Source organism: Pandoraea sputorum, assembly GCF_000814845.2.
GTDB lineage: Bacteria > Pseudomonadota > Gammaproteobacteria > Burkholderiales > Burkholderiaceae > Pandoraea > Pandoraea sputorum.
The window spans coordinates 4,338,037-4,351,104 of record NZ_CP010431.2; the positions used below are offsets into that span (position 1 = coordinate 4,338,037).

The 13,068-nt window shown below is 62.5% G+C and carries 12 protein-coding genes; 6 read left to right on the forward strand and 6 right to left on the reverse strand.

The features are described 5' to 3' along the window. Positions 1–18: 18 nt before the first annotated feature. Entirely contained in the window at positions 19–5,685 is a 5,667-nt protein-coding gene (locus tag NA29_RS19095) for an IPT/TIG domain-containing protein (protein ID WP_052253067.1), read from the reverse strand. Positions 5,686–6,388: 703 nt separating this feature from the next. On the opposite strand from NA29_RS19095, the gene NA29_RS19100 reads away from it, so the two are divergent. The 3 genes from NA29_RS19100 to NA29_RS19110 are packed head-to-tail and all read left to right on the forward strand — an operon-like array spanning position 6,389 to position 7,984. Then, positions 6,389–6,907: a phage tail protein gene (locus NA29_RS19100; RefSeq protein ID WP_052253068.1), complete on the forward strand. Its 519-nt coding sequence runs from the start codon at positions 6,389–6,391 to the stop codon at positions 6,905–6,907. Positions 6,908–6,916: 9 nt separating this feature from the next. Further along, entirely contained in the window at positions 6,917–7,450 is a 534-nt protein-coding gene (locus tag NA29_RS19105) for a phage tail protein (RefSeq protein ID WP_039400551.1), read from the forward strand. Between the two features lie 12 nt (positions 7,451–7,462). Next, complete coding sequence (locus NA29_RS19110) at positions 7,463–7,984, forward strand: phage tail protein (RefSeq protein ID WP_039400553.1); 522 nt, start codon at positions 7,463–7,465, stop codon at positions 7,982–7,984. Between the two features lie 24 nt (positions 7,985–8,008). On the opposite strand, the gene NA29_RS19115 is transcribed toward NA29_RS19110, so the two are convergent. Continuing rightward, positions 8,009–8,413: a hypothetical protein gene (locus NA29_RS19115; RefSeq protein WP_039404015.1), complete on the reverse strand. Its 405-nt coding sequence runs from the start codon at positions 8,411–8,413 to the stop codon at positions 8,009–8,011. 145 nt (positions 8,414–8,558) lie between these two features. Next, a complete protein-coding gene (locus tag NA29_RS19120) occupies positions 8,559–8,879 on the reverse strand; it encodes a hypothetical protein (RefSeq protein ID WP_224786965.1) in 321 nt (106 codons plus the stop codon). Between the two features lie 187 nt (positions 8,880–9,066). Here NA29_RS19120 and NA29_RS19125 point away from each other — a divergent pair, with 187 nt between their 5' ends. After that, positions 9,067–9,858 carry a hypothetical protein gene (locus NA29_RS19125; RefSeq protein WP_039400556.1) on the forward strand — a complete coding sequence of 264 codons (792 nt, stop codon included), beginning with the start codon at positions 9,067–9,069 and terminating at the stop codon, positions 9,856–9,858. A gap of 148 nt (positions 9,859–10,006) precedes the next feature. Then, on the forward strand, positions 10,007–10,348 hold the full coding sequence (locus tag NA29_RS19130; RefSeq protein ID WP_039400557.1) for a zinc ribbon domain-containing protein YjdM: 342 nt from the start codon (positions 10,007–10,009) through the stop codon (positions 10,346–10,348). Between the two features lie 28 nt (positions 10,349–10,376). Here the strand turns inward: NA29_RS19130 and NA29_RS19135 are convergent, their stop codons facing one another. After that, positions 10,377–10,775, reverse strand: coding sequence for a GFA family protein (locus tag NA29_RS19135; RefSeq protein WP_039400559.1), 399 nt, complete (start codon positions 10,773–10,775; stop codon positions 10,377–10,379). 246 nt (positions 10,776–11,021) lie between these two features. On the opposite strand from NA29_RS19135, the gene NA29_RS19140 reads away from it, so the two are divergent. After that, positions 11,022–11,282 carry a hypothetical protein gene (locus NA29_RS19140; protein ID WP_039400562.1) on the forward strand — a complete coding sequence of 87 codons (261 nt, stop codon included), beginning with the start codon at positions 11,022–11,024 and terminating at the stop codon, positions 11,280–11,282. A 9-nt stretch (positions 11,283–11,291) separates the two neighbouring features. Here NA29_RS19140 and NA29_RS19145 read toward each other — a convergent pair whose 3' ends face one another. Further along, complete coding sequence (locus tag NA29_RS19145) at positions 11,292–12,482, reverse strand: CmpA/NrtA family ABC transporter substrate-binding protein (RefSeq protein ID WP_039400563.1); 1,191 nt, start codon at positions 12,480–12,482, stop codon at positions 11,292–11,294. 9 nt (positions 12,483–12,491) lie between these two features. Continuing rightward, positions 12,492–13,067, reverse strand: a complete 576-nt coding sequence (locus NA29_RS19150) for an ANTAR domain-containing response regulator (protein ID WP_039404017.1) — start codon at positions 13,065–13,067, stop codon at positions 12,492–12,494. Position 13,068 lies beyond the last annotated feature (1 nt).

Below are 13,068 nucleotides of genomic sequence, written 5' to 3' on the forward strand. Positions count from 1 at the left end.
AACCTCTGACGACGACGCTCAGAACGGTGCGGTGAACGTCAGCCGGAAGCCCTGCTGCAATCCGCCCATCCCTGTCGTTACGCTGTAGTCCAGCCCGAAGACGAGCGTGCCCGTACGCAGTTTCGTTCCCGCACCGACTTGCACGCGATCGCTGCCATACGGACTGCCTGGCACGAAGTACACCGGCCCGCTCGACGCGATATCTGCATAGGCCAGCCCGGCAAGACTCTGCCCGTTGAAATCGTGCTGCAACTCCACACGCACATAGGGTGAGAACGTGCCGATGCGCGTCGCTTTCGCGAAGCCGGCGCGCACACCGAGCGTGCCCGACAACGTGTTGACGTTTTGTTTGAAGTACGTCAGCGCATTCAACCCCGCACCGGATTCGCTGTACTGATCAAGCGTGGAGCGCGATGCCGTCAGACGCCCGTACGGAGAGAACAGCCAATCGTCGGTGCGGTATTCATAACCCGCCGATAACGAGCCAAAGAACTGCTGCCCTTTGCGCTTGCCGGTGGCGAAGTCGTTCGCATCGACGACCCAGCGACGCGAGTCGAAACTGAGCGTGCCGTAGCCCGCGACGGCGTCGACGAACAACGTCGGCATCGGACGGAAGCTCGCGTAAATCGCGCCGCTGTAGCTGTCGCCCGTGCTTCGCGTGCCCGAACTGCCGATATCCGTGGCGTCATGGCCATAACCCACGCCCGCGCCGAGTGAGAACTGGTCCGAGAAGCGATAGTCCGCCCCCATCGTCACGCCACCGGTCGTGAACTTGAAGCCCGAGCGCTGGGCCGCCGTGTTGGCGAAACCGAAGTCCACCGTACCGGCCGTCCAGTAGGCGAAGCGCTGGTCGTCTCCCGCGCCGACGCCGGGCAGGTTCGGACCGTCTCCCGACTCGCCGGTCGCCACGCCGCTCGCACCCACGCTCTTGTCGCGCACGTCGAGACTCTTGGCCTTGCTCAGTGCCGTCGGGCTGACTTCGCCGCGCAGACAGGCGTCGCGATCGGTAATGCCTGCGATGTCCTGGCAACGCGACAGATCACGGCTGCTGCCGCGATCCGAAGACGGCAGCACCACGTTCAGTCCATTGCTGGACGGCGCGCGTCCCTTGCCGTGCAGCGCTTCGAGACGCTGGTTGTAGTTGCCGATCTGCGTCGTGGCGAAGCGCCGCGCCGCTTCGACCTGCGCACCGATAAGGCCAGTGACGTCCGGGTCCGTGCTCGGATCCTTACGCGGGGCGACGGTGACCTTCACGGTGCCCGGCGCGGATGTCGCATTGGCATTCGAGATCGTGTACGTGATCACCGCCATGCCGGCAAACGCCGCAGCAGGCACGAAGCGCAACGTGTACGTGTTGCCCGTCGGCAAAGTAGCCGCTCGTGTCACGCCAGCGGCCGCCGGCGTCGCCGCGGCCGTCGAGATGATCGTGACGGTTCCCGCATTCGGCGGGGAAATCGATATGAGGTTGGCCCCGGTGAATGGACCACCGGTCGCACCGGACGTAATGTCCAGATCGGCCGTCCCGTTCGCCGCCACCGAGGCTTCGAGCGAGGCCGCCGTGACCGGCACGGCTTTCACCGACACCGTCACACTGATCGGTGCAGACGTGCCCACGGCGTTCGTCAGCGTGTACGTAAAGGCCACGTCGCCGTTGGTGTTCGCCGTCGGCGTGTAGACAATGTCCTCCCCTTCCACGACCGCCGTACCGCTTTGCGGCGGCGTGGCGATGGCAATACGCGTGAATGGTGCACCTACGGCATTGGCCGTCGCACGAATGCGCAACGGTGCGTTCGACAGCGTTTGTGTCTGCACCGCCGGGGCCGAAGCGACCTGGCCGGTAATGTTGAACGCGAACGCCTTCGCTACCGTGAGCGGCGTGCCGGGACCGGTGCTGGAATCCGTCGCGGTGACGGTGAAGTTGCTGGCACCGGTCGATGTAGGCGTGCCGCTCAGAATCCCCGTGGCCGGATCGAGCGTCAGCCCTGTCGGCAGCGTCCCGCTCGTGACGGCGTAGCGATACGGCGCCGTGCCCCCCGAGGCTGATAGCGTCTGCGTATAGCCTTGTCCGGCAATTGGCGTGGTCAGCGTCGACGGTGAGAGCGTCATCGGCGACGCATTCACCGTCAGCGACAGCGTCTTGTCGACGAAGTACGGTGCGCCGACCCCTGCCGTGCTGTCCGTCATGCGGACCACCACCGTGAACGTGCCCGTCTGCGTCGGTGTGCCGGAGATCGCGTTGCCCGTCACGCTCAGACCGGACGGCAATCCTGTCGCCGTGAAGGTGTAGGGCGTGACGCCGCCCGAGGCGGTGAGTGTCTGGGTGTAAGACGTCCCGACGGCCGCATCGGTCAGCGCGGTCGTGGTGACCGCCAGCACCGGTGCCGTGACCTGAAGGGTCAGTACGACCTGCGCGGGGAACTGATTCGCATCCTTCGCTTGCAGCGTGAACGTGAAGCTGCCGACATTCTTCAGATCACCCGTGATTGCCCCCGTCGCGGTGTTCATACTGACACCCGGCGGCAGACTCCCTCCGACGATCGAGTAGCTATAGGGAGCGGTACCGCCCGATGCCGTGACCGACCGGTTGTATGCTGTGCCGCTGGGCACCGCCGTCAGCGACGTGGTGCTGAACGCAATCGTCGGCGCAACCGTGGTAATCCGGATCGTGCCGCTCGTCGCCGAGTAAGGACCGCCGGGCGTTGCGTTATCAGTGGCCGTCACCGTGATGTCCTGCACATCGACCGAAGTGGGCGTGCCATGCAGCGTACCGTTCGAATCGAGCGTCAGACCCTGCGGCAGGTGTCCGGTGGTGATGGAGTAGCTATACGGTGTCGAGCCGCCGCTGGCGACAGCGAGTGCCGTCGACGAATACAACGCCCCCACGCTCGCCTGCAACGTGGTTGGCGGGGAGTACGTGATGGTCGGCGTTCCGACGGTGACCGTCACCGTACCGGCGGTGGACGTGCCACCGACGTTCGTCAGCGTGTACGTGAACGAGTCACCTCCCGAGTACCCGGCCGTGGGCCGGTAAGTGAGTGAGGTGTTGCTGCTGACGGTTGCCTGTCCGTGCAACGGACCTGTGCCGACGCTCACCAGCGTCACGGCGCTCGCCCCGCTCGACAGGTCGACGTTGACGGGTGCGGCAGCGCTGTTGAACGGCACCGACACCGAGACAGGGGCAGCCGTCGGCGCAGCGACATACGTGAACCGATCGCCAGCGCCCGTGGCACTCGTTCCGCCCGGTGTGGTGACCGTCACATCCAGCACACCGGCCGCGCCAGCAGGCGAAATGGCGGTAAGTTGCGTCCCCGTACCGCCGCTGAACGAAATTGCGTTGGTTGCGCCGAACTTCACGCCCGACACGTTGGATAGATTAGTGCCGTTGATGGTCACGGTCGTTCCCCCGGCCGTCGGGCCTGCGGCCGGCGAAATCGACGTCACGGTCGGCGCGTCGACGTAGGTGAACTGGTCGGCAGCGCTCATCGCGGTCGTGCCGCCCGGCGTCGTCACACGAATGTCGACCGTGCCCGTACCTGCGGGCGCTTGCGCCGTCATCGACGTGCTGCTGGTCACATTGAACGTCGTGGCGGCCGTCCCCCCGAAGGTCACCGCCGTAGCGCCCGTGAAGCCCGTACCGTTGATCGTCACGTTCGTGCCGCCCCCGCCCGGACCGTTCGTTGGCGAGATTGACGTGATGGTGGGTGCCCCGATGTAGGTGAATACGTCGCCCGACACGATTGGCGAGGTACCGTTGGCGGTCGTCACGCGGACATCGGCCGTGCCGGTCCCTGCGGGGGCCGTGGCGTTGAGCGTGGTCGAGTTCATGAAGGTGACACTCGTTGCCGCCGTGGAACCGAACGCCACCGTCGAGGCCGCCGTGAAATTCGCACCGGTGATCGTCACGCTGGTACCGCCCGCTGCGGGACCGGTTGTCGGCGAAATCGACGAGACGGTCGGCCCCGGGATATACGTGAACTGATCGGCCGCGCCTGTGGCGCTAGTACCGCCCGGCGACGTCACTGTGATATCCACGGTCCCGGTCCCGCCGGGTGACGTCGTGGTAATCGAGCCGGGGCCGGTGACCGTGAACGCGGCGCTCGTCGCGCCAAACCTGACATCCGTGACATCGCTCAGGTTGGTGCCGTTGATCGTCACGGGCGTGCCGCCCGACGCCGACCCCGTGGGCGGGAGGACGCCGGTCACCGTCGGCGCGGCTACATATTTGTAGCTGGAGGGGAGCGTAACACTGCCGCCCCCCGTGCTCACCACGACATCGACACTGCCCGCAGCGTGCGCGGGCGCGTTGACGCTCGCCGACGTCGCACTGTTCACGACGAGGCCGGATGCCGACGTGCCGCCGAACGTCACGGTCATGCCCGCGGTAAATCCTGTGCCAGTCAATGCCACCGACGTCGAACCGCCAGTCGGCCCGGCGCTCGGAGAGACGGCCGACAGCGTCGGCGTCGCGAGATAGGTATAGCGGTCGCCCGGCACGGGCGGGCTGGTACCCGCAGCGGTCGTGACGGAAACGTCGACGGTGCCCGCCGCGCCTGCCGGAACGGTGGCCGTCAGCGACGTGGTGCTGTTCACGACGACGCCTGTCGCCGGGGTACTACCGAAGCTGACCGTGGTCGAACCGACCACGAAGTTAGTGCCCGTGATGGTGACCGTGTTGCCACCGCCGAGCGGCCCCTCGTTCTGCGTCACCGAGGCCACCGTCGGTGTACTGACATATGTGTACTTTGCCGAAGCACTGATGGCGCTCTGGCCGCCATTCGTCGTCACCAGAACGTCGACCGTCCCAGCACTTCCCCCCGGCGCGGTGACCGTGATCTGCGACGCCGTGTTCGAGGTGATCGCTGCCGCGTTGCCGCCGATGGTCACGCCCGTCGCCCCGCCGAGATCGGTGCCGTTGATCGTCACGCTGTTGCCACCGCCTGTCGATCCTTGCGTTGGCGACACGGATGTCACGACGGGTAACGGGAGAAAGGTAAACGCGCTGGTCGCCGTTGCCGAACCGCCGGAGGTGGTCAAGACAACGTCAACGGTGCCGACGGCGTGCGGCGGCGCGGTCACATTGACCTGCGTGGGGCTGACGACCGTCACCCCGGTGCCCGCCGTTCCACCGAACGTCACCGTTGCGTTGTTGACGAAGTTGTTACCGGTGATGGTTACCGAACCGCCTGTGGCAGAAGGCCGGGAGGAGGGAGAAATGCCCGAGATTGCCGGACCACCGCGCTCACGGTTGATGACCAGATCTCTGGAACTTCCGTCGCTGCCAAACAGCTTGAAAGTCCACTGCGTCTGGGTCGTCGTCGAGCTCGGTGTGAAAACCACGACGTCCTCGGGAAGTACAGCGTTGGTATCGATCGTTAGCTTGGAACCGTCTCCGGTTGACGAAGGAATATCGGACGTCCCCTGACTCGCGTCCGAATAAATGCCGCCGGCGTCGAAGTCCCCATAAAAAGGGTCGCAGTTCTGGAACCCTGCCGTGGTTTGTGTCGACAGCGTGTAAGAACTTGCACCGGCCGGGCCTGCATTCCACACGTAGCACACCGCAGCCATAGCCGACGACGCAAAGCCGAACAGCAACAGCGCGACCAGCACGCGCAAGCAATGGAACCAAACGGCACACAGACCTGAGCGCACATGGGAGAAGCGCGAGGCCGCGCCGGGGGCATTCATACCTGGGAACATGACGTGAACGGGGAAAAAGCGAGAACAGACCACCGACCGTGTCGCGCGCCACGCGCGCGACCGCACCTGCGTCGACAACGGGAGTCGCACGCGCGTAATCGCGGTGCATCAGCGACGTCTACGAAAAGGAAAACTCAGGAAGTTTCCACGCGCATCGGGCGTGGTAGTGACCGTGGCGGGTCGATGAATGTCCGGCTACCCAACTGCCGCATCGTTGCGGAATTACCCCGTAAGTACTCGCGCTTCATGTCTATGGCCCCCGAACCCCGACCGAACGATCGGCCGGAACTCCATTGTTATTTTCACCATTTCAACCACCGAAATAGCCAGCAGCACTCGCCTACCATATTTTTCGGTATTTTTTATAATGCTTTTTTGTACTAACCAACTGGATTTGCTTTGTTGGCGAAGGTTAAAAGAACCATGAAATATACGTCAAGCAATGTTCCTCCCACCCCACCTTCAAGCGACATTTCCTAGGGTTAATCCGTAGAGATATTGGCATTCAAATCACCGGCAATCCGACTTCAAACGATCGTTTTATAAAAATCTCAAACCCAAAGGACTTCAAAATAAATTTGAAAGTTTGGTTTGAGATGGCACAATTCGCGCCAATAAGAATTCAAAGATCGTGGCGTCGCCACTTAACGAGGAAAGACCAGTGGAAGAAGCATATCTCGGGGAAATACGATTGTTCTCGTTCGCCATGTCTCCACGCGATTGGTTGCCGTGCGACGGGCGCTACATGAACGTTAATGTCAATCAGGCGCTGTATTCGTTGCTTGGCGTGCAATACGGAGGAGACGGCCGGACGACGTTCCGGCTACCAGACTTGCGTGGGCGCGTCGCGATGCACCGCCAGCCCGGCAAATATGAGCAAGGGGTCCCGAACGGCACAGAGACCGTCACCCTGACTGCGCAACAGATTCCGGCGCACACGCACGAATTCCACACTGCCGCGATCGGCGCCACGCAACCGGTGGTGGGGCCGGACAAGAACCGGGTGCTCGCCAAGAGCGTGAATGTGAAGGACGGCCAAACGACCGACGGTCCGTTGCTCTACGGTCCGGTCACGTCGAGCACGCTGTCAGCGGAATCCCCGGAAGCCTGCGGCACGACGAGCGACGCTCTCGGCCATAACAACATGCAGCCATCGCTGGTCATGAACTACATGATCTGCGTCAATGGCATCTACCCTTCGCGCAGCTAGGAGTTCGACATGACACCGTACATTGGCGAAATTCGCCTGTTCGCCGGCACCTACGCGCCCGTTGGCTGGATGCTTTGCAACGGACAGAAGGTCAACATTTCCGACTTCGAAGTGCTCTACTCCCTGATCGGTACGACCTACGGCGGCGATGGGCGGTCGGACTTTGCGCTCCCGGACCTGCGCGCTCAGGTGCCGATTGGCATGGGCCAGGCGCCTGGATTGACGCCGCGCACGATGGGTCAAAAGATCGGCAGCGCGAGCGTCACGCTCAAGCCAGAGGAAATGCCCGGACACACGCATGTGATCAACGCCACGTCGAGCGATGCGACATCGGTGACGCCCGCCAGCGATCTCCTGCTGGCGGTGACGAAGGAGAACTTTTACGACAACGGCACCCGTAACCCCACGGGCAAAGCAGCGTTATCTCCCCAGGCCATCGCGCCATCCGGCAGTGCCGCCCCTGCTGCCCACGCCAACATCATGCCAACCGTGACGATGAACTACATCATCGCGATGGATGGCCTTTATCCGTCGCAAGGCTGACCCGAGCAAATCATGGACGAATACTATATTGGCGAAGTGCGTATCTTCGCCTGCAACTATGCGCCGAACGGCTGGGCATTCTGTGACGGCTCGATACTCCAGATCCGATCGTTTCCGACGCTGTTCGCCGTGATCGGCAATCTGTATGGTGGTGACGGCAAACTCACGTTCGCAGTCCCCGATCTGCGCGGCCAGATCGTACAAGGCATGACGGCACCGACCGATATGTACAAGCGACAGGGCTCCGAGACCGTGACCCTGGACGACACCCAAGTCCCGATGCATACGCATACGGCCTACGTGAACGGTGGTCGTCCATCGTCGCTGACGCCGGGCGACCGTCTGCCAATGCGATTCTTCGCGGGGGGCAACAATACCTATCTCGAAGACACGGCGTTGCAGTCGCCCGTCTCTCTCTCGCCGCAGGCGATTAGCGTCGTCGGCAACGGCGGCTCGCACAACAACATGCAGCCGTTCCTGCCGATGAATTTCTGCATCGCGGTGCAATACGGGGAGTTTCCGCCGCGTCCGTAAGTCCGATGCGGACGGTCGTGACGTTCAGTTGCCGAACAGATCGTGGGCGTTCAGGATTTCGTAGGCGATTTCCGGACGCTCCTTGAGACATCGGCGCACGGCCGCAGGAATGGCGGCCCGGGTTTTGCGACACAGACCCGGGCATTCCTCAAGATGAATATCGAAACCGCTCACCGTGCGGACTTCGTTCGGGCCGGGACCGATCTGCAACTGAATGCCCAGTTGCTCGTGGATCCGTTTCGCCAGATGCCTGAGATCAGCATAGCTCGTCGCCGCCTCGATGCGGGCCACCAGTCGCTTCTCCTCGGCCTGCGTGAGCATCAGAATGCGCCGGTCGCCATTCGGGTCCTGCAACAGGACCTCCCGCTCGCAGGTGCAGGCACCGGGCGGGCACTCCGTACGAATGGGAATCTGAATCTCGGCGGCCATGACAGGGGACAGCGCAATAAAGGGAATGGTGGGCGTGGCGCCCATTATCGTCCCAACCAGTATCGCCGGTGTGACGCCACCGATCCATTAGGGATTTCGACGGCGGTGAGCCCCGACCATCAGGCTATCCCGATGACGAAGCGGCTCAGACGGCTGTCCGATAGCCATGATCGACAAGATGCTGCTGCAACCACGCACCTCCCGACCGGGCGACAACGATGTTCTTCGCAAAAAACAAGCTGCTCCCCGCCAACATCGCCGCCGGATGGCCGATTGACCAAAGCAGTCCTGCTGCGCAATCGACGGCGATTAATCGCCCGCCCCGACGGACCAATCCCTCGGCGTACGCCCACAGCGATCCGAACAGTAGCGCAGCCCAGTTGAAACCTGTCTTCACTCGTCGCTCAGACTTGGTTGGGTGAATCATCAAGAGTGATGGCATGGCAAAACCAAGAAAGTGGGACACACGCGGGTTATCGTACCGATCTCTTGATTCTTTAGGATTTTCGACACGGATGATAGGGGCAATAGCGACGTCCGCAGGTCCTCCCGGTTACAGAATTCGGCTTGCGTGCCGTAATCAGGACAAGGTCCTCGTCGACCACGCCGCACTGACGATGACGTCATCGTCGATTTAGCTCTCCACGCGCAACATGCAAAGACCCGCTCTAGTTACCGTCATTGGCTACTTGCAGTTCATCGCAGCCATCACATCCGTACAGATGTTTCAGGAGCCGCTCGTTGGCAAGGTGGCCATATTTCCGGGTTCATGGCTTTCGGTACATGCGCAATGGAACTACCTCGCGTATTCCGTGCTGCTGAACCTGATCACGGGATTCTCGATTCTCCGCGGATACCGCTTTGCTCCGTGGCTGCTGGCAATGGCCAACTTCGCGGGATTTTCACTGATGATTCCCTCGTTCTCGCAGACCACGTCACTGTCCCTTCTCTCTGCCGCTTACTCGGTAGTGACAGTCGCGCCGCTGTTTCTGGCGCCAAGCGCAAAACAGTACTTCAGGGTACGCCGCACCGTGAGGGCAAAATTTTCCGTAAGAGACATCCTCTCGACGCTACTCCAGATTCTTGCCGCGTTTACGATTCATCGTCAGTTGATCGGGGGATTCACGCACGTCTTTGAACCATGGGCGGCTGGCGTGGCGATCGTGTTCGTTTCCGGATTTGCCATCCTGATCGGCTCATTGATCCGGTGGCGCTTTTGGCACGCATGTAGCGACTTCGCGATAACACTTGTTACCGCCGGCATTTTTTCAGGTTATATGCTTCTGGTCAGTGCATCAGTATGGCCCGCAAATCCTGACGGCCAACTCTTCGAACGTCTGCAGATCGTCGCCATCAACTTTTTGCTTTTGGTGGCAGGCATTGGGCTGGCCCGCTTGTCCACACGCCGTATCGGCGTTGCACGCGCAGCCATGCCGACAAATTAAGCATTTCAGTGGAGATGGCAGTTCCGCATTCAAAGGCTGGCTGCGGGAGTCTTATCCCGGCATTTGAGCCAGCGCAAACGGGCTCGACCTAACGGACGCTATACTCTCGCGCTCTTATCGCCTTCGCATCACTTCAGGGAAATACCAAATGAGCGCTCTGCCCCCGTGCCCGAAATGCAACTCCGAATTCACGTATGAAGACGGCGGGATGTGCATCTGCCCGGAATGCGGCAACGAATGGTCCATGCAGGCCGAAGCTGCCACTGAGACCGCCGAGCGCATCTATCGCGACGCGACCGGCGCGACGCTGCAAAACGGCGATACCGTCACCGTCATCAAAGATCTAAAGCTCAAAGGCGGCGGTGGCACGATCAAGATCGGCACAAAAGTGAAGAACATCCGCCTTGTCGATGGCGATCACGACATCGACTGCAAGATCGACGGCTTCGGTGCAATGAGCCTGAAATCGGAGTTCGTGAAGAAGGTGTAAGGCCACGGTCTCAGGCCACCGTTTAAGGCTATTCCTGCGGCAACCCATCCTCAATCTCGTACCACGACGCTTTCGACGCCACGTGGAGATGCCGCTGTCCAGGCGCGGCAAACGGGGTGTCGATCGTTCCCAGCGCCACCGAGATCCAGTCGGCCAGGTCAGGCGTGTTGCTCGACCAGAAAAGAGAAGTCCCGCAGTCTGCGCAGAACTCCCGGCGGACCGATTCGGACGAGGCGTACGCTTTGATGCGCTCATTACCCGACAGGATATAAAGGTCTTTACGCTTCGTCCGTCCATAGCTAGCGAATGCCGCGCCGTGACCCTTGCGGCATTGTGTGCAGTGGCAGTGACTGAATTTGACCATCGGCGCACGAATCTCGAAGCGGATGGCACCGCACAGGCAGCGTCCCTCAAGCACCGTCGACATACGATTCCCTCCTAAACGTCATTCGGCGATTCCCCTCACTTTACGCAAGAGAGGCTTTCATTTTCGCGCGTTTATCGAAATGAGGCCGCTCCCTACACTGTCACACATGCTGTGATGCAGTGAGACGGGAGGAGACGCCCGCCAAAAATGGAAAAACCGGCGCACATCGGTGCGCCGGTTTCCGTTAAGAACCCAACCGTCTCCAGCAGGTGCGTCCTCACAACGCCCTCACCACACACGACGGCCATGAAAAAGAAGATTGCTTTAGCGGCGTTTCTCGCAGTGCCCGGATCTTTCGCGATCCTCGCCCTCGCTTGTCTCCACCCTGTCCTGCGCCGTGAACTGGCCCGCGCAGCCGGGCTCGGCCCCGTCTTCGCCAACGTGTCGCGACAAGTCGTCCTGCTCGCGCTCGTGTATCACCTGAACATGCATCACCGTCACCGCGAACGCGCCATGCGCGCCTGCCTCGCACGTGGTGGCGTCGATTGCGACGTCTTCGCACAGTAAGACGTCCCCTCAGCGCGCCCGAATGGCGAACCCGTCGATGTAAGCCATCAGATCGGCGGCACTCGCCGCATCCCACCGGCGACCATCGCACAGCACTTCGCCGGTAGCCTCGGACACCGCTGGCACCGCCTCGGCGCGCGCCGCCGCTGCGAACAGTTCGGTCTGATTCACTTCCGCCGCCGTTTGCGCGGCATGAACGACCGCATCGTCTCCCACCATCCCCCAACGTCGGTACTGCGAGACGAACCACATCCCGTCCGACGGATGGGGGTAATTCACCACGCCACCGTCGAAGAAACTCACCGGTAACAGCGCGTGCCGCCCGGACAGCCGTCCGAAATCCCCAAGCAAACGCGCCGCGATCAGATCCCGCGGTGCCCCCACCCACGCCGGTTCGGCCAGCCAGCCCGCAGCTTCCGCCCGGTGTCCCGGCTCGTCCAGCCACCGGCACGCGCTCAGCAGCGTGCGCACCAGCGCGTGCGCCGTCTTCGGATAACGGGTGACGAAGTCCCGCCGACTGGCGAGCACCTTTTCCGGATGATTCGGCCAGATATCGCTCGACACCGCGACGGTCCGCCCCAACCCACGCGCCTGCGCCACCGCATGCCACGGCTCGCCGCAACAGAAACCGTCCAGCCCGCCCTCCTCCATCGCCGCGACCATGTGCGCGGGTGGAATCACCATGCTCGCAATGTCGCGCAACGGATCGATGCCCTGCGCGGCGAACCAGTAATTCATGAACATCGCGTGCGTGCCCGTCGGGAACGTCTGTGCGAATACGGGCTTGCGACCGAGCGACGCCAATGCCTCACGCAAGTCGCCCGTCTCGGCGAGCGCATCGGCCAGCGACGGCGTCACCGTCACCGCCTGCCCGTTGCGGTTAAGCACCATCAGCACGGCCATGTCCTCACGCGGTCCGCCAATGCCCAGTTGCACGCCGTAGACCAGCCCATAAAGCGAATGCGCCGCGTCCAGTTCACCGGTGAGCAGCTTGTCGCGGATCGCCGCCCAGGACGCCTCCCGGCTCAACTCCAGCGTGAGCCCATGCTCGTGCCCCAGTTCCAGACGCTTCGCCACGACCAGCGGCGCGGCATCCGACAGCGCGACGAACCCCACGCGTAAATGACGCTTCTCGGGCGCCCCATCCGAACCCCGGTCCGGCGATGGCCCATCGGAGGCCAACCATGATGACGTCGACATGTGCAGTGTCTATCCCAATAATTCGGCAATCGAGACGAGCTGGCGCGCCACTTCGACGAGCTTCTCGCCCTGATCCATCGCCCGTTTGCGCAGGATGGCGTAGGCCTCCTGCTCTGAAATCCGTCGCCGGTCCATGAGCAGCCGCTTGGCGCGGTCGATCAGCTTTCGGTCGGCCAGTTCGCTTTCCGCCTTGGCCAGCCGCGCGCGCAACTTCTCCTCGTGCGCAAAGCGCGCGAGCGCGACTTCGAGAATCGGTGCGAGACGGTCCGCCGCCAGCCCTTCGACGGAATACGCCGTCACCCCGGCGTCGACGGCCGCGCGGATGAGCGACTGATTGCCGTCAGCGGAAAACATCAGCACCGGACGCGGTGCGGCCGCATTCATGACCGCCAGTTGCTCGAGCGTGTCGCGCGACGGCGACTCGGTATCGATGATGACCACATCCGGCCGCTCGCTCTCCACCACGCGCGGCAACGCCTGCGGCTTGGCGACCTCGGCCAGCATCTCGCATCCCAGACGCGCGAGCGCCGCCCGCAACTCGCCAATCGGCTTGTCGGTGTCGGTCACGAGCAGCACGCGCAGCATG

Coding starts and splice junctions, on each gene's coding strand:
- NA29_RS19095 (WP_052253067.1), bottom strand. CDS start 5,685: ATGAATGCCCCCGGCGCGGCCTCGCGCTTCTCCCATGTGCGCTCAGGT.
- NA29_RS19105 (WP_039400551.1), top strand. CDS start 6,917: ATGACACCGTACATTGGCGAAATTCGCCTGTTCGCCGGCACCTACGCG.
- NA29_RS19110 (WP_039400553.1), top strand. CDS start 7,463: ATGGACGAATACTATATTGGCGAAGTGCGTATCTTCGCCTGCAACTAT.
- NA29_RS19115 (WP_039404015.1), bottom strand. CDS start 8,413: ATGGCCGCCGAGATTCAGATTCCCATTCGTACGGAGTGCCCGCCCGGT.
- NA29_RS19125 (WP_039400556.1), top strand. CDS start 9,067: ATGCAAAGACCCGCTCTAGTTACCGTCATTGGCTACTTGCAGTTCATC.
- NA29_RS19130 (WP_039400557.1), top strand. CDS start 10,007: ATGAGCGCTCTGCCCCCGTGCCCGAAATGCAACTCCGAATTCACGTAT.
- NA29_RS19135 (WP_039400559.1), bottom strand. CDS start 10,775: ATGTCGACGGTGCTTGAGGGACGCTGCCTGTGCGGTGCCATCCGCTTC.
- NA29_RS19140 (WP_039400562.1), top strand. CDS start 11,022: ATGAAAAAGAAGATTGCTTTAGCGGCGTTTCTCGCAGTGCCCGGATCT.
- NA29_RS19145 (WP_039400563.1), bottom strand. CDS start 12,482: ATGTCGACGTCATCATGGTTGGCCTCCGATGGGCCATCGCCGGACCGG.
- NA29_RS19150 (WP_039404017.1), bottom strand. CDS start 13,067: ATGCTGCGCGTGCTGCTCGTGACCGACACCGACAAGCCGATTGGCGAG.